General features: G+C 73.8%; 22 protein-coding genes and 1 pseudogene. 15 read left to right on the top strand and 8 right to left on the bottom strand.

The genetic code is table 11. The features are described from left to right. Positions 1-4: 4 nt before the first annotated feature. Positions 5-292, top strand: a complete 288-nt coding sequence (locus ABD981_RS18815; RefSeq protein ID WP_382747316.1) for a DUF3099 domain-containing protein — start codon at positions 5-7, stop codon at positions 290-292. A gap of 9 nt (positions 293-301) precedes the next feature. Here the strand turns inward: ABD981_RS18815 and ABD981_RS18810 are convergent, their stop codons facing one another. Next, positions 302-664, bottom strand: coding sequence for a DsrE family protein (locus tag ABD981_RS18810; protein ID WP_046908579.1), 363 nt, complete (start codon positions 662-664; stop codon positions 302-304). Positions 665-991: 327 nt separating this feature from the next. Here ABD981_RS18810 and ABD981_RS18805 point away from each other — a divergent pair, with 327 nt between their 5' ends. The 3 genes from ABD981_RS18805 (at position 992) to ygfZ (ending at position 3,038) form a co-directional block, all read left to right on the top strand. Next, positions 992-1,564, top strand: coding sequence for a heme-binding beta-barrel domain-containing protein (locus ABD981_RS18805; RefSeq protein ID WP_046908581.1), 573 nt, complete (start codon positions 992-994; stop codon positions 1,562-1,564). A gap of 61 nt (positions 1,565-1,625) precedes the next feature. Beyond that, on the top strand, positions 1,626-2,063 hold the full coding sequence (locus tag ABD981_RS18800) for a Fur family transcriptional regulator (protein WP_046908582.1): 438 nt from the start codon (positions 1,626-1,628) through the stop codon (positions 2,061-2,063). Positions 2,064-2,072: 9 nt separating this feature from the next. Further along, the gene (gene ygfZ, locus ABD981_RS18795; protein ID WP_046908583.1) at positions 2,073-3,038 is read left to right on the top strand and encodes a CAF17-like 4Fe-4S cluster assembly/insertion protein YgfZ; all 966 of its coding nucleotides are present in this window, start codon (positions 2,073-2,075) and stop codon (positions 3,036-3,038) included. A 47-nt stretch (positions 3,039-3,085) separates the two neighbouring features. Here ygfZ and dtd read toward each other — a convergent pair whose 3' ends face one another. After that, positions 3,086-3,511 (bottom strand): D-aminoacyl-tRNA deacylase, encoded by a 426-nt coding sequence (gene dtd, locus ABD981_RS18790; RefSeq protein WP_046908584.1) that lies wholly within the window; start codon positions 3,509-3,511, stop codon positions 3,086-3,088. 139 nt (positions 3,512-3,650) lie between these two features. On the opposite strand from dtd, the gene ABD981_RS18785 reads away from it, so the two are divergent. The 4 genes from ABD981_RS18785 to ABD981_RS18770 all read left to right on the top strand — a co-directional run bounded on the left by ABD981_RS18785 (position 3,651) and on the right by ABD981_RS18770 (position 8,533). Next, the gene (locus ABD981_RS18785) at positions 3,651-4,256 is read left to right on the top strand and encodes an RsiG family protein (RefSeq protein ID WP_123954589.1); all 606 of its coding nucleotides are present in this window, start codon (positions 3,651-3,653) and stop codon (positions 4,254-4,256) included. A 94-nt stretch (positions 4,257-4,350) separates the two neighbouring features. Continuing rightward, positions 4,351-5,601 carry a GNAT family N-acetyltransferase gene (locus tag ABD981_RS18780; RefSeq protein ID WP_046908585.1) on the top strand — a complete coding sequence of 417 codons (1,251 nt, stop codon included), beginning with the start codon at positions 4,351-4,353 and terminating at the stop codon, positions 5,599-5,601. 38 nt (positions 5,602-5,639) lie between these two features. Then, positions 5,640-6,257 (top strand): TetR/AcrR family transcriptional regulator, encoded by a 618-nt coding sequence (locus ABD981_RS18775; RefSeq protein WP_046908630.1) that lies wholly within the window; start codon positions 5,640-5,642, stop codon positions 6,255-6,257. Positions 6,258-6,304: 47 nt separating this feature from the next. Continuing rightward, positions 6,305-8,533 carry a HelD family protein gene (locus ABD981_RS18770; protein WP_046908586.1) on the top strand — a complete coding sequence of 743 codons (2,229 nt, stop codon included), beginning with the start codon at positions 6,305-6,307 and terminating at the stop codon, positions 8,531-8,533. Between the two features lie 153 nt (positions 8,534-8,686). On the opposite strand, the pseudogene ABD981_RS18765 reads toward ABD981_RS18770, so the two are convergent. Then, positions 8,687-8,842, bottom strand: a pseudogene (locus ABD981_RS18765) (HTH domain-containing protein); the annotation flags it as partial. After that, positions 8,839-10,257: an MFS transporter gene (locus ABD981_RS18760; protein ID WP_046908587.1), complete on the bottom strand. Its 1,419-nt coding sequence runs from the start codon at positions 10,255-10,257 to the stop codon at positions 8,839-8,841. The gene ABD981_RS18760 and the pseudogene ABD981_RS18765, both read right to left, overlap by 4 nt. A gap of 146 nt (positions 10,258-10,403) precedes the next feature. Here ABD981_RS18760 and ABD981_RS18755 point away from each other — a divergent pair, with 146 nt between their 5' ends. The 5 genes from ABD981_RS18755 to ABD981_RS18735 all read left to right on the top strand — a co-directional run bounded on the left by ABD981_RS18755 (position 10,404) and on the right by ABD981_RS18735 (position 12,847). Continuing rightward, complete coding sequence (locus tag ABD981_RS18755) at positions 10,404-10,889, top strand: MarR family winged helix-turn-helix transcriptional regulator (RefSeq protein WP_046908588.1); 486 nt, start codon at positions 10,404-10,406, stop codon at positions 10,887-10,889. Continuing rightward, positions 10,886-11,395, top strand: a complete 510-nt coding sequence (locus ABD981_RS18750) for an HAD domain-containing protein (protein WP_046908589.1) — start codon at positions 10,886-10,888, stop codon at positions 11,393-11,395. Before ABD981_RS18755 ends, ABD981_RS18750 begins: the two co-directional genes overlap by 4 nt. A gap of 58 nt (positions 11,396-11,453) precedes the next feature. Continuing rightward, positions 11,454-11,858: a helix-turn-helix domain-containing protein gene (locus ABD981_RS18745; RefSeq protein ID WP_046908590.1), complete on the top strand. Its 405-nt coding sequence runs from the start codon at positions 11,454-11,456 to the stop codon at positions 11,856-11,858. Between the two features lie 21 nt (positions 11,859-11,879). After that, positions 11,880-12,401, top strand: a complete 522-nt coding sequence (locus ABD981_RS18740) for a hypothetical protein (protein WP_046908591.1) — start codon at positions 11,880-11,882, stop codon at positions 12,399-12,401. Between the two features lie 98 nt (positions 12,402-12,499). After that, the gene (locus ABD981_RS18735) at positions 12,500-12,847 is read left to right on the top strand and encodes a DUF2516 family protein (protein ID WP_046908592.1); all 348 of its coding nucleotides are present in this window, start codon (positions 12,500-12,502) and stop codon (positions 12,845-12,847) included. Between the two features lie 183 nt (positions 12,848-13,030). Here ABD981_RS18735 and ABD981_RS18730 read toward each other — a convergent pair whose 3' ends face one another. The 3 genes from ABD981_RS18730 to ABD981_RS18720 form a co-directional block, all read right to left on the bottom strand. Continuing rightward, positions 13,031-14,266 carry a PP2C family protein-serine/threonine phosphatase gene (locus ABD981_RS18730; RefSeq protein ID WP_046908593.1) on the bottom strand — a complete coding sequence of 412 codons (1,236 nt, stop codon included), beginning with the start codon at positions 14,264-14,266 and terminating at the stop codon, positions 13,031-13,033. Positions 14,267-14,706: 440 nt separating this feature from the next. Further along, positions 14,707-15,765: a C40 family peptidase gene (locus ABD981_RS18725; RefSeq protein ID WP_046908594.1), complete on the bottom strand. Its 1,059-nt coding sequence runs from the start codon at positions 15,763-15,765 to the stop codon at positions 14,707-14,709. Between the two features lie 244 nt (positions 15,766-16,009). Next, complete coding sequence (locus tag ABD981_RS18720; protein WP_046908595.1) at positions 16,010-16,819, bottom strand: hypothetical protein; 810 nt, start codon at positions 16,817-16,819, stop codon at positions 16,010-16,012. Positions 16,820-17,076: 257 nt separating this feature from the next. Between ABD981_RS18720 and mshA the strand changes: the two genes are divergently transcribed. Further along, positions 17,077-18,435 carry a D-inositol-3-phosphate glycosyltransferase gene (gene mshA, locus ABD981_RS18715; RefSeq protein WP_046908596.1) on the top strand — a complete coding sequence of 453 codons (1,359 nt, stop codon included), beginning with the start codon at positions 17,077-17,079 and terminating at the stop codon, positions 18,433-18,435. After that, a complete protein-coding gene (locus ABD981_RS18710) occupies positions 18,428-18,961 on the top strand; it encodes a type III secretion system chaperone family protein (protein ID WP_046908597.1) in 534 nt (177 codons plus the stop codon). Before mshA ends, ABD981_RS18710 begins: the two co-directional genes overlap by 8 nt. Positions 18,962-19,010: 49 nt before the next feature. Here the strand turns inward: ABD981_RS18710 and ABD981_RS18705 are convergent, their stop codons facing one another. Continuing rightward, positions 19,011-20,372: an MDR family MFS transporter gene (locus tag ABD981_RS18705; protein ID WP_046908598.1), complete on the bottom strand. Its 1,362-nt coding sequence runs from the start codon at positions 20,370-20,372 to the stop codon at positions 19,011-19,013. Positions 20,373-20,427 lie beyond the last annotated feature (55 nt).

Genomic DNA, 20,427 nt, shown 5'->3' with positions numbered 1-20,427 from the left:
CCTTATTCCGTCGTACGCTGAAGAGGTGTACGCACGGCGTCGGCGCGTCTATTTCTGGATGATGGGTGCCTGCCTGGTCCTGTTCGTGGGCGCCTGGGCCGTCGTGCGCCTGTTCTCGATCCCTGTGGCCATCGGCATGTGCGTGGTCGCGATGCTGATCCCCCCGGTCGCCGCGATGACGGCGAACCGGAGAGGGCCCGAGGACCGCTGGTGGGACGACCCCTCGGGCGACGGGCAGTCGGACGAGTGGTGGGACGAGCTGGACGGCAAGAAGCGCCCGGACCGGGACTAGCGCTCGGCCCTAGTAGACGAGCGCCTGCGTCTCCTCGGCCATCGCCTCCTGGACGAAGACCTGCGCGCCCGCGATGCGGACGCCCTTCAGGACGTCCTGTTCGGTGATCTCGCGGCGGGCGGCGCACTGGGTGCAGAGGGTCACCCGGCCGGCCGCCAGGATCGAGTCGATCAGGTCCGGCAGCGGCGCGGCGTGCGGGAGGTCGAACTCGGCCGCGCGCCCCGGGAGGGCGAACCACGAGGACTCACCGGTCAGCCAGAGCGAGACCTCCACCCCGCTGGCGACGGCGACGGCCGCCACCGTGAAGGCCTGGGAGCAGCGTTCGGGGGCGTCGGCCCCGGCGGTCACCTTGATCACGAGCTTCTTCGCCATATACCGAACTGTAATGCGGGCTTCCGCAGTGGGGGCCTCGGCGGGCGCGCCGGCCACCCCGGCGGGCGCGACGGTCGACCCGAGGCCGGACGGCGCCCGGCCACCCGAGACCCACCTCACCGAGAACGCCGGACCCCCGCCCACTAAGCTGGGGTCCGGCCCGTTCCGCCTTCACCGCTCATTCGAGGAGCACCAAAGTGATCGTTTTCTTCGAAGTCCTGCTGGCGCTCGTCTGCGTTGCGGTCCTCGCCTTCGCCGGTCTGACCGTGAAGAAGCTGTACCAGGGCCAGCGCTGAACCCCCTCCACACAGATCGCCTGAGCTGCTCATGATCCAGATTCCGTCCGACCTCAACCCGGGGCTCGTCCCCCTCGCGTTCCTGCTCGGTACGTGGGAGGGCGCGGGTGTCTCCGACTTCCCCGGCGCAGAGAAGTGCAACTTCGGCCAGTCCGTGACCTTCAGCCACGACGGCCGTGACTTCCTCGAGTACCACTCGCACTCCTGGGTCCTCGACGCCGACGGCAACAAGGTCCGCCCGCTGGAGAGCGAGAGCGGGTACTGGCGCATCGACAAGGACCGCAAGGTCGAGATCGTCATGGTCCGCGACCAGGGCGTCGTCGAGGTCTGGTACGGCGAGCTCGCCGACCAGAAGCCGCAGATCGACGTCGTGACCGACGCCGTCGCCCGTACCGAGGCCTCCGGCCCGTACAGCGGTGGCAAGCGGCTCTACGGCTACGTCAACAGCGACCTGATGTGGGTCGGCGAGAAGGCCACCCCCGAGGTCCCGCTGCGGCCGTACATGTCGGCGCACCTGAAGAAGGTCGTCACGCCCGAGGAGGTCGCCGAGATGGCGCGCAACCTCCCCGACATGCCCGACGACGGCATCGCCTTCTTCAAGTAGGACGCAATCCGGGCCGACCGGGCCGTGCCGTGGTGCGCCGCGCCCTCCTACACTGGGGGGCGTGGTGAGCACCGACTGGAAGAGCGACCTGAGGCAGCGCGGCTACCGGCTGACGCCCCAGCGTCAGCTTGTCCTGGAGGCCGTGGACGTGCTGGAGCACGCGACCCCGGACGACATCCTCGTCGAGGTCCGCAAGACGGCCTCCGGCGTCAACATCTCCACCGTCTACCGGACCCTGGAGCTCCTGGAGGAGCTCGGTCTGGTCAGCCACGCCCATCTGGGGCACGGCGCCCCGACCTACCACCTCGCCGACCGGCACCACCACCTGCACCTGGTCTGCCGGGACTGCACCGAGGTCATCGAGGCCGACGTCGAGGTGGCCGCCGACTTCACCGCGAAGCTGCGCGACACCTTCGGCTTCGACACGGACATGAAGCACTTCGCGATCTTCGGGCGGTGCCGGGACTGCAGCCGGAAGGCCGCCGACGCCGAGTCGTAGTCTTGGGGCATGAAGAGCCCCCTGCTGTCCCTGCCCGGCGCCGTCCCCGCCGAGGGCCGTGACGAAGGCGTCGCCGCGCACTACGGCGACCTGTTCCGCGAGCAGCGCACCCTCGCCGACGGCACCGGATTCGTCGACCTCTCCCACCACGGCGTCATCACCGTCACCGGCGACGACCGGCTGAGCTGGCTGCACCTGCTGCTCACCCAGCACGTCAGCGAGCTGCCGCCGGGGCAGGCCACCGAGGCGCTGATCCTGTCCGCGAACGGGCACATCGAGCACGCGCTGTACCTCGTCGACGACGGCGAGACCGTCTGGGCGCACGTCGAGCCCGGCACCCGCGCCGAGCTGGTCGCCTATCTGGAGTCGATGAAGTTCTTCTACCGGGTCGAGGTGGCCGACCGGACCGAGGAGTTCGCGGTCGTGCACCTCCCGGCCGGTTCCATCGCCCCGCTGCCCGAGGGCGCGGCGGTGCGCGAGACGGCGTACGGGCGGGACGTGTTCCTGCCGCGCGCGGAGCTGGAGGCCTTCGCGGCCTCGCACGGTCCGGCCGCCGGCATCCTCGCGTACGAGGCGCTGCGGGTCGAGGCGCACCGGCCGCGGCTCGGCTTCGAGACCGACCACCGGACCATCCCGCACGAGCTCGGGCTCATCGGCAGCGCCGTCCACCTCCAGAAGGGCTGCTACCGCGGCCAGGAGACGGTCGCCCGGGTGCAGAACCTGGGCAAGCCGCCGCGCCGCCTGGTCTTCCTGCACCTGGACGGCAGCGAGGTGCACCTGCCCGGGCACGGCACCCCGGTCCGGCTGGCCGCGGACGGTGCCGAGGGGCGCCAGCTGGGCTTCGTCACGAGCTCGGCCCGCCACCACGAGCTGGGGCCGATCGCGCTGGCCCTGGTGAAGCGGAACGTTCCGGTGGACGCCGACCTGGTCGCGGGCACGACCGCCGCCGCGCAGGAGACGGTCGTCGAGCCGTAGCGCGACGGGGCGACAGGGCGCCGGGGCGGGAGTCCCCGCCCCGGCGGTCAGACCTCGATCAGGACCGTGAACGGGCCGTGGTTGGTGAGCGACACGCGCATGTCGGCCCCGAACCGGCCCGTCTCCACGCGGGCGCCCAGCTCCCGCAGCCGGGCCACCACCTCGTCGACGAGGGGCTCGGCGACCGGGCCGGGCGCCGCCGCGTTCCAGGTGGGGCGGCGGCCCTTGCGGGCGTCTCCGTAGAGGGTGAACTGCGAGATGACGAGCAGCGGCGCGTTCACGTCGGAGCAGGACTTCTCGCCCTCAAGCACCCGGACGGACCAGAGCTTTCTGGCCAATTGCGCCGCCTTCTCGGGGGTGTCCTCGTGGGTCACCCCGACCAGGACGCACAGCCCCTCGCCGGCGATCTCTCCGACGGTCTCCCCTGCGACGACGACGCTCGCGCCGTCGACCCTCTGCACCACTGCTCGCATGCGCACCAACCTACCGATCGCCCCGGCGGCCGAAGGATCGAGGGCCGAACGGGTGCAGACCGCCTGCGTCGGCCGGGTCCCGAGTGGCACCATGCGTGTCAGGCGGTGCGGTTCCGCACCGGTCGAGGGGACGAATCTCATGAGTGCACCTGGCACCGGGCACACGCCGTCCGGTCCCGTTCCGCTGTTCCGAACCGGCGGCGCCGTCGGGCGCCCGCCCGTGCAGCGGAGCGCCGAACCCGGCCTGCCGGACCGGCCACGGCCGGATCTCGGCGCGCTGCGGCTGCCCGAGCTGCGGGCGCTGCGCCGCGACGCGCAGGGCGACGAGGCCGATCTCAGCTACGTACGGCGGATGCTGCAGGGCCGGATCGACATCCTGCGGGCCGAGCTGGCGCGGCGCAGCGACCCGGAGGCGCCGGTCCTGGACCGGCTCTCCGAGATCCTGGCCGACGCGCCGTCGCGGCGCGGGACGGCGGCCCGGTCGGCGCGGCACGTGACGCTGTCGACGCCGCGCAGCGAGGAGTACCGGCGGCTCGCGGCCGAGATGCTGTCCGAGGTCGAGCTGTCCGACCTGTCGGCCCGCACGGACGACGAGCTGCACACGGCGATGGGGCGGCTCGCGGGGTACGAGCAGCAGGTCTCCCGGCGCCGGCACGAGCTGCAGCGGACCGCCGACGACTGCAGCGCGGAGATCGCCCGCCGCTACCGGGAGGGCGAGGCGCAGGTCGACGACCTGCTGGCCTGACGGGCGGGGCGGGCCCGGGCGGGCGCCGTCGGGTGCTTTCGGGCGCGGGAAAACCCGGGTGCGGGGCTCGTCGGGCCGCGCTTAGGTTTGAACGATGAGCCTTGAGGTGCGTGCGATCGACGAGTCCGAGTTCCCCGACTGGCTGCGGGCCATCCGCACGGGCTTCCTGCGGCCGCCCGTCGTGCCGGACGCCGAAGTCGCGGACCGGCTGCCGCACTTCGACCTCTCGCGCGTCTTCGGGGCCTTCGACCGGGGCCGGATCGTCGCCACCTTCCACTCCTTCGACCAGCAGCTGAGCACGGTCGGCGGGGCGAACCTGGCGGCGGACGCGGTCAGCGGGGTCACGGTCGCCCCGACCCACCGCAGGCGCGGTCTGCTCAGCGGGATGATGAAGGACGACCTGGCGGCGGCGAAGGAGCGCGGCGACGCGTGCGCGACTCTGATCGCCGCCGAGTACCCGATCTACGGGCGGTTCGGCTTCGGTCCGGCGAGCTGGCTGACCGAGTGGTCCGTCGACGTCACCCGGGCCGGGTTCGACCGCCGCACTCCGGGCCCCGGCGCCGGGGACGGCGGCGGGCGGATCGATCTCACCGACGGCGCCGGGATCCGCGAGGCGGGCCCCGCGCTGCACCGCCGGCTGGCCGCGGGGCGCGCCGGGATCACCGCGCGCACCCCCCGTTCCTGGGACGTCGGCACCGGCAACAGCTTCCACACCCGTCCGTGGACCGAGCCGTTCTACGCGCTCTACCGCTCGGAGTCGGGCGAGGCCGAGGGGTACGTGGCCTACACGGCCGACGACGCGTGGAGCGATGCCAACCAGCCGGTCCAGACGGCGACCGTGCGCGATCTGGTCGCGGTGACGCCCGCCGCCGAGCGGGCGCTGTGGCGGTACATGTGCTCGATCGACTGGATCACCGTGGTGCGCTCCGGGCACCGCGCGCCGGACGACCTGCTGCCGCTGCTGCTGCCCGATCCGCGGGCGGCCCGGGTGGTGACCCACTCCGACATGCTGTGGCTGCGGATCCTGGACGTGCCGAAGGTCCTGGAGCCGCGCACGTACGCGGCCGAGGGCACGCTGGTCCTGGACGTGCGGGACGGGGCGGGCCTCGCGGCCGGGCGCTACCGGCTGGACGCCTCGCCGGGCGGCGGCTCCTGCGTGCCGACCGGGGCCGCGCCGGATCTGGTGCTGGACGTGGCGGAGCTGTCCCGGCTGGCGCTCGGCGACGAGTCCGCGGTGCGGCTGGCGGCGCTCGGCCGGATCGAGGAGGCCAGGGCGGGGGCGGCGGAGCGGGCGGACCTGCTGCTGCGGTCGGCGCGGCGGGCGTGGAGTATGGACATCTTCTGAGCGGGACGAACGTGGGGTCGAGAGAGGTGGCGGGCGGCGTGAGCGGGCTGCGCGAGCGGAAGAAGGAGCGGACGCGGCAGGCGCTGTCGGACATCGCCGTCGCGCTCTTCCTGGAGAAGGGGTTCGACGCGGTGTCCGTCGCCGAGGTCGCCGCGGCGGCCGAGGTGTCCAAGCCGACCCTGTTCCGCTACTTCCCGGCCAAGGAGGACCTGGTCCTGCACCGTTTCGCGGACCACGAGGACGAGCCGGCCCGGGTGGTGGCCGCCGCCCGGGAGGCCGGTGCGGTGCCGCTCGACGCGCTGCGCGACCACGTCCTGGCGGGGCTGGAGCGGCGCGACCCGGTGACGGGACTCAACGACGACCCGCGGGTGCTCGCCTTCCTGCGCCTCCTGTACGGCACGCCGGCGCTGGTGGCCCGGATGCACGCGTACCAGGGCCGGTCCGAGGAGCTGCTGGCGGACGCGCTGGGCGGGGCGGACCCGCTGGCGGCGCGGCTGGCGGCGGCGCAGGTGGTGGCGGTGCTGCGGGTGCTCGCGGAGGAGAACGTCCGGCGGATCACGGCGGGGGAGCGGGTCGAGGAGGTGCTGCCGGGGGCGGTGGCGGCCACCCGGCGGGCGTTCGCGGGGCTGGGCGAGGGGCTCTCCTCGTTCTGCTGACCAAGTAAAAAATGTAACTGAGTAACGTTTCTGGGTATCCTGGACCCATGAAGCCGCTCGACCATGAACTCCTGAAGGAACGCGGCCACCACGAGACCTGCCGCGCCGCACTCGCCCGGATGACCGCGGACGTCGAGGAACAGGTCGTCGTCGGCGAGGACACCGCCGCCTCCGGCGCCGACGCCGAAGCCCTCGGCCGCCATCTGCGCAGCCGGGCCAAGGTCTTCCGCGAGCAGCCGCCCGGCCCCCTCTTCTTCGGCCGCCTCGACCGCGAGGACGGCCAGGTGCACCACATCGGCCGCCGCCGCGTCGCCGAGCACCCGGCCGCCCCGCCGCTCGTCGTCGACTGGCGGGCGCCCGTCTCCCGCGCCTACTACCAGGCCGGGCCCCAGGATCCGCAGGGCGTCGTCCGGCGCCGCCGGTTCGGCTGGGCGGCGAACAGCCTGGGCGCCTCCGAGGACCTCACCGCGCTGGAGGACGAACGGCTGACGGCCGGCGACCCCGGCGACCCCGGCGGCTCCGGCGGCTCCGGCGGCTCCGGTGTGTCCGGCGGCTCCGGTGCGTCCGGGGCGGGCGGTACCGGCGCGGGCGCGATCCTCACCGGCGAGATCGAACGCCCCCGCGTCGGCCCCATGCGGGACATCGCCGCCACCCTCCAGCCCGAGCAGGACGACCTCGTGCGCTCCGGGCCCGCCGACTCGATCTGCGTGCAGGGCGCCCCCGGCACCGGCAAGACGGCCGTCGGCCTGCACCGCGCCGCCTACCTCCTCTACACCCACCCCCAGCGGCTGCGGCGCTCCGGGCTCCTCGTCCTCGGCCCCAACCGCGCCTTCCTCTCCTACATCGCCGAGGTGCTGCCCGCGCTCGGCGAGACCGGGGTGCGCCAGTCCACCGTCGGCGAGGAGCTCGCCCGCCACGAGGTGCGGGCCGAGGACGACGAGGCGGCGGCCCGGGTCAAGCACGACGCCCGCATGGCCGAGGTGCTGCGCCGGGCGCTGTACGCACGGGTCGACCCGGAGTCCGCCGGGGACCTCTCGGTGCCGGACGGGTCGTACCACTGGCGGCTGCCGGCCGCCGAGATCGCCGGGATCGTGACGGCGGTACGGGAGGAGGCCCCGCCCTACGCCACCGGCCGCGAACGGGTCCGCGCCCGGACCGTACGGGCCCTCCAGCTCCGCGCGGAACGGCGGGCCGGGCCGCTCGGAGCCGCCTGGACGCGCCGGATCGAGCGGGCCCGGCCGCTCTCCGCCCACGTCGACGCCTGCTGGCCCAAGGTCACCCCGGAGGAGGTCCTGGCCGCCTTCCTCACCGAACCGTCCACGGCCGGAGCTCCGTCGCTCACCGACGCGGAACGGGACGCGGTCCGCTGGGCGAAGCCCCCGCGCTCGTACCGCAGCGCCCGCTGGAGCGCCGCCGACCTCGTCCTCCTCGACGAGCTGGCCGGCCTGATCGAACGGCCCGAGGGCTACGCGCACATCGTCGTCGACGAGGCCCAGGACCTCTCGCCCATGGAGTGCCGGGCCGTCGCGCGCCGCGCGGACTTCGGCTCGCTCACCGTCCTCGGCGACCTGGCCCAGGGCACCACCCCGTGGGCGGCCCGCGACTGGCGCGCCCAACTGGTCCACCTGGGCAAACCGGACGCCGAGGTGGTGCCGCTCACCACCGGCTACCGGGTCCCCGCGGCCGTCGTCGACCTCGCCAACCGGCTGCTGCCGGACCTGGACGCGGACGTCCCGCCCGGCCGATCGCTGCGCGGGGGCGGGACGGTGACGGTCCGTCGGGTGACGGACCTGGGGAGCGGGGTGGCCGAGGCGGTCCGCGCGGCGCTGGAGGAGGAGGGCTCGGTGGCGGTGATCGCCCCGGACGAACTGGTGGGGGAGCTGCGGGAGTACGGGGCGGGCGACGCCGCCGGGAACGGCGACGGCTCGGCCGCCGCCCAGGGTCCGGTTCCCGGGGCCGCTCCCGGTTCCGCCGTTCCGGGTTCCGCCGCTCCGGGTTCCGCTCCCGGTTCCGTTCCGGAGGCCGCTGTCGGGTCCGGGTCCGGGGCCGGGTCCGGGTTCGCGTCCGGGTTCGGTGGGCGGGTGTCCCTCGTGCCGGCCTCGCTGGCCAAGGGGCTGGAGTTCGACCATGTCGTCGTCGCCGAGCCGGCCGCGATCGTGGCGGCCGAACCGCGCGGACTGCACCGGCTGTACGTGGTCCTCACGCGGGCGGTGTCCCGGCTGGACCTGGTGCACCGGGAGCCGCTTCCGGAGCAGCTGGGCCGTGGCGGGCGGTGATTCCGGCGCCGATGCGGGCGCGGCCCGGGTCCGCGGGCTGGTCGCGGATTCCGGGCCGGCGAGGAGGAAGGGTTCGCGGATCTCGGGGGCGGTGAGGCCGCTCAGGTCGGTGCGGGCCCCGCCGACGAGCCGCCGGCCGCCGCCCTCGCCCGCCGTCGAGCAGACGGGGACACCGGCGGCGGCGAGTGCTTCGAGGTCGCGTCGGTCGGTCCGTGCGGACACCTCGCGTTCCGCGGCGAGTTCGGCGGCGGTGACGCGTTCCCTCGTCTGGAGGCGGAGCGGGGCGGCGACGGGTCGGTCGGCGCTCATGCCGCCATTGTCAGCTCGCGTCCGGCCGGCTTCTCCGTGCGGAGGAGGGTGAAGGCGGCGGCGAAGGCGGCGACGAGCAGGCCGGCGCCGACGGCGAAGGCGAGGTGGTAGCCGCCGGTGAGGGCCTCGGCGGCGGGGCGGCCGGCGGCGGTCAGGGAGTCGGTGCGGGCGGCGGCCAGGGTGGAGAGGACCGCGATGCCGAGGGCCATGCCGATCTGCTGGGTGGTGTTGAAGAGGCCGGAGGCGAGGCCCGCGTCCTCCTCCTTGGCGCCGGACATCCCGAGCGCGGTCAGCGCGGGCAGGGCGAGCCCGAATCCGGCGGCGAGCAGCATCACGGGCAGCAGGTCGACGGCGTAGGAGGCGTGGACGGGGGTGCGGGTGAGCAGACCGAGGACGCCGACGAGCAGGACGATGCCGGTGAGCAGGACGGCGCGCTCGCCGAAGCGGGCGATGAGGCGGGCCGAGAGGCCGAGGGAGACGGCGCCGATGACGGCGGCGGCGGGGAGCATCGCGAGGCCGGTCTTGGCGGCGCCGTAGCCGAGGACCTGCTGCATGTAGAGCGCGACGAGGATCTGGAAGGAGAACAGGGCGGCGACCATCAGCATCTGGACCAGGTTGGCGCCGGCGACGCTGCGGGAGCGGAGGACGCGCAGCGGCATCAGGGGCTCGGCGGCGGTGGCCTGGCGGACCAGGAAGCCGGCGAGGAGGGCGAGCGCGAGGGCGCCGAGGCCGAGGGTGTGGGCGGAGGCGGCCCCGTGCTCCTCGATCTTGACGACCGCGTAGATGCCGGTCATGAGCCCGGAGGTGACGAGCAGGGCGCCGAGCAGGTCGGCGCCGCCGCGGGTGGTGGCGGGGCGGTCGGCGGGCAGGGCCGGGAGGGCGACGAGGAGGGCGGCGAGGCCGATGGGGAGGTTGATGAAGAAGATCCAGTTCCAGGCGAGGGCCTCGGTGAGGAGGCCGCCGAGGACCTGGCCGATGGAGGCGCCGGCCGCGCCGGTGAAGCTGAACACGGCGAAGGCCTTGGCGCGTTCGCGGGGTTCGGCGAAGAGGGTGACGAGGATGCCGAGGCCGACGGCGGAGGACATCGCGCTGCCGACGCCCTGGAGGAAGCGGGCGGCGATCAGGACGCCCGGGGAGGCGGCGAACCCGGCGAGGACGGAGGCGGCGGTGAAGAGGGCGGTGCCGACGAGGAACATCCGCTTGCGGCCGAGGAGGTCGCCGAGGCGTCCGGAGAGCAGGAGCAGGGAGCCGAAGGCGATGAGGTAGGCGTTGACGACCCAGCTGAGGCCGACGGGGGAGAAGCCGAGGTCGTCCTGGATGGCGGGCATGGCGACGGTGACGATGCTGCCGTCGAGGATCGTCATCAGCATGCTCGTGGCGAGGACGCCGAGGGCGGTCCAGCGTGAGGTGCGCATGGCGGTGTCTCCCTTTCGGGGCGTGGCGGGGCGGGGCGGGGTGGGGTGAGCCGTGCGGGGCGGCCCGCGGCGACAGATAGAACGCTAACAGATAGTTCCGTTGCAGACTATCTATCTCGGTCTCGCTTCCTGGGTACCCTGGCCGTATGACCTCCATGGCGCCCGCCCGCACCGAGCCCGACCTCTCCTACCTCCTCGACCACACCAGCCATGTCCTGCGGACCCGGATGGCCGCCCGGCTCGGGGAGATCGGGCTGACCGCGCGCATGCACTGCGTGCTGGTCCACGCGCTGGAGGAGGAGCGCACGCAGGCGCAGCTCGCCGAGATCGGCGACATGGACAAGACGACGATGGTCGTCACCGTCGACGCCCTGGAGAAGGCCGGCCTCGCCGAACGCCGCCCGTCGAGCACCGACCGGCGCGCGCGGATCATCGCGGTCACGGAGAAGGGTGCCGAGGTCGCCGGGCAGAGTCAGCGCATCGTCGACTCGGTCCACGAGGACGCCCTCGCCTCCCTCCCCGCCAAGGACCGCGACGCCCTCCTCCACGCCCTGAACCTCCTGGCCACCGGCCACCTGGAGACCCCGGCCGAGGGCCCGCACAACGCCCGCAGGGCCCGGCAGGCGAAGTGACCGGCCGGCCGCTGCTGTTCCTGGACGTCGACGGCCCGCTGATCCCGTTCGGCGGCCCGGGCCCGTACCCGACCCACGGCCCCACGCCCCCCGGGGCCCATCCCCTCCTCGCCCGCCTCGACCCGGCCCACGGCCCCCGGCTCGCCGCCCTGGGCTGCGAGCTCGTCTGGGCGACCACCTGGGGCGGCGATGCCAACGACTGCCTCGCCCCGCGCCTGGGGCTGCCGCCGCTGCCGGTCGTCGACTTCCCGGACGAGGGCGAGGTCGGGCGGCAGGCCGGGGTCGACGTCGTCGCGGGACTGCACTGGAAGACCCGGGCCCTCTCCGTGTGGGCGGCCGGGCGGCCGTACGTCTGGCTGGACGACGAGCTCCGCGAGCCCGACCGCGCCTGGGTCGCCGCCCATCACCCGGCCCCCGCGCTCCTCCACCGGGTGGACCCGCGGCAGGGCCTGGCGGTGGCGGACTGCGTGGCGGTCGGGGCGTGGCTGCGGCGGGAGGGGCTGTGACAGAACTATTGCAAGCGCCTGCTTGCAATAGTTAGCGCGGGCTGGCAGGGTTCGGAGCATGGCATCGCTCAACGTCGGCAATCTCGGTGAGTACCTGCGCGAACAGCGGCGCACCGCGCAGCTGTCGCTGCGGCAGCTCGCCGAGGCCGCGGGCGTGTCGAATCCGTATCTGAGTCAGATCGAGCGAGGGCTGCGCAAGCCCTCGGCCGAGGTCCTGCAGCAGGTCGCCAAGGCGCTGCGGATCTCCGCCGAGACGCTGTACGTGCGGGCCGGGATCCTCGACGAGAAGGAGCGGGACGAGCTGGAGACGCGTGCCGTCATCCTGGCCGATCCCTCGATCAACGAGCGGCAGAAGCAGGTGCTGCTGCAGATCTACGACTCCTTCCGCAAGGAGAACGCCGCCGAGGCCGCGCAGGCCGCCGAGCAGCAGGCGCACCAGTCGCCGCAGCCCACCGAGACGTAAACCTCCGGGAGGACCACGACCATGGCCATCATCGACGAACTCCGTACCCCCCTCTACTTCGCCGCCGGCACCGCCGACCGCGCCGTCCAGCAGGCCAAGAAGGTGCCCGGCCTCATCGAGCAGATCGCCGCCGAGGCCCCGTCCCGGATCGAGGCCGTCAAGAAGACGGACCCGAAGGCGGTCCAGGAGAAGGCGCAGGCGAAGTTCGCCGAGCTCGTGGGCGGTCTCGACACCGACCTGAAGAAGCTGGGCGAGCAGGCCCAGGACCTGGCCCTGCGCGGGGTCGGCGTCGCCGCCGAGTACGCGGTCAAGGCGCGCGAGAAGTACGAGGAGCTCGCCGCCCACGGCGAGGAGACCGTGAAGGCCTGGCGCGGCGAGATCGCCGAGGAGGTCATCGAGATCGCGGTCGTCGTCGAGCCCGAGCCGGAGGCGCCGGCGGCCGAGGCCGCGCCGGCGGCCGAGGAGCCCAAGCCCGCCCGCAAGACCACCGCCCGCAAGGCGGCCGCCAAGAAGGCCGCGGCCGTCGAGGGCGCCGAGAAGTAGCGGGCGGGGGAGCCGGGCACCAAACCCGGTGTCCGGAGCGTTGTAACGGGTACGTTGGCCGCGAGGCGCTCACTTCACTCACCTAGGCGGTGCACAGCATGTTGCGCGACGGATTCGACTCGATTCTGTGGCTGGTGGTCGGGCTGGTCTTCCTCGGCTTCGCCGTCGCCGCCCTCGTGTTCGCCGCCATGGCGCGCGAAGACGCCTACCGCGCGGCGGAGAAGCAGACCAAGAAGTTCTGGCTGATCCTGCTGGGCATCAACCTCGTGCTCAACCTGCTGCTGCCGATGCTCTTCCTCCAGATCGCCGGGCTCATCGCCGCCATCGTCTTCATGGTCGACGTGCGCCCCGCGCTCCGCGAGGTCTCGGGCGGCGGCGGCCGCGGCAGGCGCGGCGGCGGCTCCAGCAGCGACGGGCCGTACGGTCCGTACAACGGCGGGCGCTAGCCACCCGGCGACGGCGGCGCCCAGGCCGGTCCACCCGGCGACGGCGGAGGCCGGTGCACCCGGCAAACGGCCGGCGCGCAGGCCGGTCCACCCGGCGACGGCGGGTGTCAGGTCACCCGGCGACTCGGGTGCCGGCCACCACCCGCTCCCCGTCTCACGAACGGCCCACGGGCCCCGGCGGCGTCAGCCCCGGGGCCTCTCCCGTTCCAGGGCCAGGACGGCGACGTCGTCCGTCAGCTCGCCGCCGTTGAGCGCCCGCACCTCGGTGACCGCCGCGTCGAGCAGTTCCTCGCCGCGCAGCCCCTCCGCCAGCTGCCGGTTGATCATCTCGACCATGCCGTCCTGGCCGAGCCGCGGCGAACCGGGCCCCGCCGAACGGCCCTCGATCAGCCCGTCGGTGTACATCAGCAGGCTCCACGAGGCGCCCAGCTCCACCTGCCGGCGCGGCCAGCGGGCGCGCGGCAGCAGGCCGAGGGCCGGGCCGCCGTCCTCGTACGGCAGCAGCCGGGCCACGCTGCCGTGCCGGGCGATCAGCGGCGCGGGATGCCCGGCCAGGCACAGCCCGGCCCGCCGTCCGTCGGGCGCGATGTCGACCGTGCACAGGGTCGCGAAGATCTCCTCGCTCTCCCGCTCGTGCTCCAGGACCTGCTGCATCGTGGACAGCAGCTCGTCCCCGCACAGTCCGGCGAAGGTCAGCGCCCGCCAGGCGATCCGCAGCTCCACGCCGAGCGCGGCCTCGTCGGGGCCGTGCCCGCAGACGTCGCCGATCATGGCGTGGACGGTGCCGTCGGGCGTGCGCACGGTGTCGTAGAAGTCGCCGCCGAGCAGCGCCCGGGACCGGCCGGGGCGGTAGCGGGCGGCGAACCGCAGGTCGGAGCCCTCCAGGAGCGGGGTCGGCAGCAGGCCGCGCTCCAGCCGGGCGTTCTCCTGGGCGCGCAGCCGCGACTCGGCGAGCTTGACCTGGACGACGTCGGCGCGCTTGCGCTCGACCGCGTAGCGGATGGCGCGGCTCAGCAGCCGCCCGTCCAGCTCCTCGCGGAAGAGGTGGTCCTGGGCCCCGACCCGTACCGCCTCGGCCGCCAGCTCGGCGTCCGCGGAGGCGGCGAGGGCGAGGACGGCGTGGCGCGGGGCGAGCCGCAGGATGTGCCGGAGCGGCGCGAGCGGGTCGTGGTCGGCCGTGCGGGACGCGGGCAGCGCGAGGTCGACGAGCACGCAGTGCACGTCGTCGGTGAGCAGCCGCTCGGCCTCGGTGAGGTTGCGGGCGGTGCGGATCCGGACCCGGGTGCCGACGGCGTCGAGCAGCTCGGGTACGGCGAGGGCGCCCGCCGGGTCGTCCTCGACGACCAGGAGCGTGAGATCGGTGGCGGTGCCTGGTGCCGGGAGAGAATCGATTCTCTGCCGCGGTACGGGTACGGGCATCGGTCTGGTTTTCCTTCCCTCCCCCCGAGGGCCGGGGACCGACCATAGCGGTACCGCGCGGCGCTGCGGAACGGCGATCACACGGTGGACCGGAGATCCGCGCTGGCATATGCCGCGGATGGGGAGGTAGCCGCCTGCGGACCGATGAGAAAGGTCACCCCGGGGCCGGCCGGGATCCGTCATGCCGGGCCGGGCCGAGACCTTCCGCCGCTGCCCCGGCCGGGCCGAGACCTTCCGCCGCCGCCCCGGGCCGGGACCCTCCGCCGCCGCCCCGGGCGGACCGGGACGGGCGAGGACCCGCGGGCCCTCCGGGCGGACCGGGAGCCGCGGGCCTTCCGGGCGGACCGGGACGGGCGAGGACCCGCGGGCCCTCCGGGCGGACCGGGAGCCGCGGGCCCTCAGGGCCGGCCGGCTGGTGGCCGGCGGGTGCCCCGGAACCGTCAGCCCGGGCGGACGACGCCCAGGATCTCCATCGAGCCGGCGCCCGCGATCGTCACGTTCCGCCCGGGGCGCGGCGCGTGCACGATCGCCCCGTTCCCGACGTACATCCCGATGTGGCTCGCGTCCTTGAAGTAGACGATCAGGTCGCCGGGCCGCATGTCCTTGATGTCGACGCGCGGCAGCAGCCGCCACTGCTCCTGCGAGGTGCGCGGGATCGGGCGGCCGGCGCTGGCCCAGGCGCTCTGGGTGAGCCCGGAGCAGTCGTACGAGCGCGGGCCCTCGGCGCCCCACACGTACGGCTTGCCGATCTGGGCCGTCGCGAACTCCACGGCCCGCTTGCCCTCCGGGGTCGCCTTGTCGCTGAGGCCCTTGAGGACGCCGGAGTCGAGCCAGGCGGTCTGCGCCCGGTACTGCTCCTGCTGTTCCAGGCGCAGCAGCCGCTCCCGCTCCTCTGCGGCGAGGGAGGACTCCAGCTTCTTGGCGGCGGCGATCTTGTCGTTGATCTCCTTCTTCGCCTTGGCCTGCTTGAGGCGGTTGGCCTCCAGCTTGGTCCAGTTGACGCTGGCGTCCTTGGCGTACGTGGTGAGCTCGTCCTGCGTACGGGTCATCTCGCCGAGCAGGTCCCGGGTGGCCTTCTGGCCCTCCTTGAGGCGGCTCGCGTTGTCGAGGAACAGCTGGGGGTCGTTCGTCAGCACGAGCTGGGCGCCGTCCGGGAGCCCGCCGTTGCGGTACTGGGCGCGGGCCGCGGCGCCCGCCCTCGCCTTGAGGTCGTCGATCCGCTCGTTGCCGGCGACGATCATCCGGGCCAGCTTCACGATCTCGTCGGACTGCTCGTCCGCCTTCTCCTCGGCCAGGTTGTAGGCGTCGGTGGCGGCGGCGGCCTGGCGGTAGAGGCCGTCGATCTCCTTGCGGACCTCTTCGAGGGTCTTCTTCGGCTGGCTCGGCGGCAGCGGCGGCAGCGGGGCCGCGGCGGCCTGCAGGGTGAGTGCGGGTGATGCCAGCACCGTCAGGGCGCAGACCACGGTGATCGTGGCGATGGCATGGCGGCGTCGGTTCACAGGCTCCCCCTCAAGATGGCCCACGTCGATGGCCGAATCGATGGCCGAAATCTGATTTACCGTCAGTAACTTGGTCGTGACCTTGGTGATGGTGCCACGCGAAACACGAAAGCAACAGGGGAAAGCCGGGCCTGTCGGGTCACTTCCCCCCACGAGGGACGATCGTTTCGGGCGGCGCGTTCCCCGCGCGGGGGGAATCGGAGGGAATCGGAGGGAATTCGGCCGGCGTTCGACGGCCCGTCGCTCAGCCCCGCGGAGCCAGCGCCTCCCACCGCACCGTCACCTCGCCCTGCCGCCACCGCCGCGGACCGTCCGTCAGCGGCCAGTCCGCCGCCAGGTCGCGGACCGAACGGATCCAGCGCTGCCGCGCGCCGAGCGAGGCGTACGGGGCGGCCGCCGCCCAGGCCCGGTCGAAGTCCCGCAGGAAGGCGTGCACGGGCTCGCCCGGCACGTTCCGGTGGATCAGCGCCTTCGGCAGCCGCTCCGCCAGGTCGGACGGCCGGTCCAGCGAGCCGAGCCGGGTGGCGAAGGTCACCGTCCGCGGCCCGCTCCGGTCGAGCGCCACCCACACGTGCCGCCGCCCGATCTCGTCGCAGGTCCCCTCCACCAGCAGCCCCTCGGGGGCGAGCCGCGCGCACAGGCGCTCCCAGACGTCCGCGACCTGGTCCTCGTCGTACTGGCGGAGCACGTTCGCGGCCCGGATCAGGGACACCTCGCCGGCCACCGGCACCTCGAAGCCGCCGTGCCGGAAGGCCAGGCCCTCGCACTCGTACGGCTTCGCGGCGGCGACCCGGGCGGGCTCGATCTCGACCCCGACGACGCTCACCCGGGGGTCGGCGGTCCGCAGCCGGGCCAGCAGCTCGACCGGCGTCCAGGGCGCGGCCCCGTAGCCGAGGTCGACGGCGACCGGGGGTGCGGCGGAGCGGCGCAGGGCCGGGCTGTGCGCGGCGGCGATCCAGCGGTCCTGGCGGCGCAGACGGTTGGGGTTGGTGGTCCCGCGGGTGATGGTGCCGACAGGGCGGGTCGCGGCGGGTCGGGTGGTGCGGGGGGCCATGGAACGAGCCTAAGCGCTGCCGAGGCCCGGCCCCACGCGCTCAGGTGTACGTGGGGGGCGTGGGGGCTGTGGGGCTGTGGGGGTTGCGGGGGTGTGATCCATTGCCGCTTCCGGGTGAACCCTCGTAATGAATTGGCAAAGCGGGTGGCGTGGCGGAAATGAAACCCCGGATTCCGGTGTTGTCGCGGCTGGAGGGCAGAGCAGGCCCTCCCTCTGTCATGCCCGATGCCATGCCCGACAGCGGAAGGACCGCCGACGTGAGCCAGTACGTGTCCCGGTTCGCCGGCACCCTGGCGGCGCCGCCCCGGCTCCGGCTTCCCGGCCGGCACCGCACCCCGCGCCGCGTGGCCATGCTCAGTGTCCACACCTCCCCCCTGCACCAGCCCGGCACGGGCGACGCGGGCGGCATGAACGTCTACATCGTGGAGCTCGCCAAACGGCTGGCCGCGATCAACATCGAGGTCGAGATCTTCACGCGGGCCACCACCGGCGGCCTCGCCCCGGTCGTCGAGCTCGCCCCCGGCGTGCTCGTGCGGCACGTGGACGCGGGCCCGTACGAGGGGCTCGCCAAGGAAGAGCTGCCGGCCCAGCTGTGCGCCTTCACGCACGGCGTGATGCAGGCCTGGGCGGGCCACCGGCCCGGTCACTACGACCTGGTCCACTCCCACTACTGGCTCTCCGGCCACGTCGGCTGGCTCGCCGCCGAGCGCTGGGGCGTCCCGCTCGTCCACGCCATGCACACCATGGCCAAGGTCAAGAACGCGGCGCTCGCCGAGGGCGACACCCCCGAGCCCGCGGCCCGCGTGATCGGCGAGACCCAGATCGTCGAGGCGGCCGACCGGCTGATCGCCAACACGGCCGAGGAGGCGGACGAGCTCGCCCGCTTCTACGAGGCCGACCCGGCCAAGATCGCCGTCGTCCACCCGGGCGTGAACCTGGACCACTTCCGCCCCGCCGACGGCCGCGCCGCCGCCCGGGCCCGGCTCGGGCTGCCCGCGGACGCCTTCATCCCGGTCTTCGCCGGCCGCATCCAGCCGCTGAAGGCCCCCGACATCCTGCTGCGCGCCGCGGCCCTGCTCCTGGAGCGGGACCCGTCGCTGCGCTCGCGCATGGTGGTGCCGGTCGTCGGCGGCCCGAGCGGCAGCGGCCTGGCCAAGCCGGAGGGGCTGCAGAAGCTGGCCGCCAAGCTGGGCATCGGCGACATCGTCCGCTTCCACCCGCCGGTCGGCCAGGAGCGGCTCGCGGACTGGTTCCGGGCCGCCAGCGTGCTGGTCATGCCCTCGTACAGCGAGTCCTTCGGCCTCGTCGCCATCGAGGCGCAGGCCGCCGGCACCCCGGTCGTCGCGGCCGCGGTGGGCGGCCTGCCCGTGGCCGTACGGGACGAGGTCACCGGCTTCCTGGTGCAGGGCCACGACCCGGCCGACTACGCCCGCGCGCTCGGCCGCTTCGCCGAGGACCCGGGGCTGACCGCCGCCATGGGCGCGGCGGCGGCGCGGCACGCCGGCTCGTTCGGCTGGGACACGGCGGCGTCCGGGACGGCCGACGTGTACACGGCCGCCATGCACGACCACCGGCTGCGCGAGCAGCGGCGTCGCGTACGCTCGCACCATGGCTGAGGCTGCGGACGTCCGGCGGATCGCCGAGATCGCCGAGATCATGGTGGACACGTTCAAGGACGCGGAACTGGAGTGGGAGTCCCCCGAGGCGGGCTCCTACGTGGTCAAGCTCCCCGGCACCCGCAAGCTCTTCACGACCCTGTCGCTGCGGATCGGCCGCCACTCCCTCTCGCTCAACGCCTTCGTCATCCGCCACCCGGACGAGAACGAGGCGGGCGTCCACCGCTGGCTCCTGGAGCGCAACCTCAAGCTGTACGGGGTGGGTTACGCGATCGACGCCCTCGGCGACATCTACCTGGCCGGCAAGCTGCCGCTGACCGCCGTCACGCCGGAGGAGCTGGACCGGCTGCTCGGCTCGGTCCTGGAGGCGGCGGACGGCGACTTCAACACGCTGCTGGAGCTGGGCTTCGCGACGGCGATCCGGCGCGAGTACGAGTGGCGGGTGTCGCGCGGGGAGTCGACGCGGAACCTCGACGCCTTCAAGAACCTGACGCAGAACGGCCAGAAGGGCCGGCCGGCGGGCTGACCCTTCTGGGCCCTTCTGGGGAAGGTGCGCGTACGGAGCGGACGGAGCGTCAGGAGGCGCTGACCGTGTCCGCGGGGGGAGCCGCCGAGGCGGCGACGGTCGTGCCGGTGCCGGTGTCCGCGGCGGTTTCCACGCCCGGGGTGCCGGTGGCCACCGGAGCGGCGGCGGGCGCCGCGACCAGCGCGTCCTCCTCCGCGTCGGCGAGGACGGACCGCAGCCGGGTCTGGTAGCCGACCGCGGCGGCGACGCCGATCACGGCGCAGGCGATCCACAGCACGTCCGGCCCGGGCCCGTCCACGATCCAGCCGGCCAGCAGCGGCGCGACGGTGCCCGCGACGGCCCACGACATCCCCATCACGCCCTGGTAGCGGCCGCGGGCGTGCTCCGGGGCGAGCCGGGCGGTGGCGGCGGCGTTGGTGGGGACGTGGACCATCTCGCCGATCGTCCAGACGACGACGGTGGCGGCGAAGGCGACCGACGAGCCGGCCAGCGCGGTGGCGCCGGTGCCGATCGCGAAGAGGAGCGAGGAGACGCTCAGCAGCAGCGCGGGGGAGCGCTTGTCCGTCACCTTGTTCACCAGCAGCTGGAAGGCGACGATCACGACGCCGTTGACGGCGATGACGGCACCGTACGCGGAGGTGCCGAGGCCCTCGCCCGCCATGGTCAGCGGCAGGCCGATCCAGGGGGCGGTGAAGACCACGCAGACGAACAGGTTGAGCAGCACCAGGGTGCGGAACGGGGCGTCGCGCAGGACGGTGAGGACGCCGACCTCGGGCTCGGCGAGGGCCTTGCCGGTCGTCTGGTCGACCGCGGCCTCGGGCCGGGTCTCGGGCAGCCGCAGGAAGACGATCAGGGCGCAGAGCGCGGTGGCCGCGGCGTCGACGAGGAACAGCGTGCGGTAGCCGAGGACGATCGCGGCGCCGCCGCCGATGGCGGCGACGGCGAAGCCGAGGTTGAGGGCCCAGTAGTTGAGGGCGTAGGCGCGGCGGACGTCGTGCGCGGGCACCATGTCGGCGATGGTCGCGTTGATGGAGGGCCGGACGCCCTGCATGGCGACGCCCATGAGCAGGACGATGGCGGCGATGCCCCAGGGGGCGGTGACGAAGGCGAGCAGCAGGGCACAGGTGGCGGCCGCCAGGTGCATGCTCACCATGGTGGGGCGGCGGCCCCAGCGGTCGGTGAGGAAGCCGCCGAGCGCGGAGCCGGCGACGCCGCCGAGGCCGTGGAGGGCGACGACGACTCCGGCGAACCAGGCGGAGTGCCCGAGCTCGACGGTGAGATAGAGGGAGAGGAAAGTCAGGACGAAAGCCCCGGTCCTGTTGACCAAGGTCGACAGCCAGAGCCACCAGAAGCCACCCGGAAGTCCCGAGACCGTTTCGCGAGCCGATCGTATGAGCGAATCGATGGACATGTGAGGCCGCCCCCTGGTGCTACGTAAGTCCCTCTTACCGGTGTTGAAACTTACG

It is taken from the genome of Streptomyces showdoensis (assembly GCF_039535475.1).
Lineage (GTDB): Bacteria > Actinomycetota > Actinomycetes > Streptomycetales > Streptomycetaceae > Streptomyces > Streptomyces showdoensis.
Note: the sequence above shows the minus strand (reverse complement) of the source record. Positions and strands in the feature narration are given on the sequence as shown.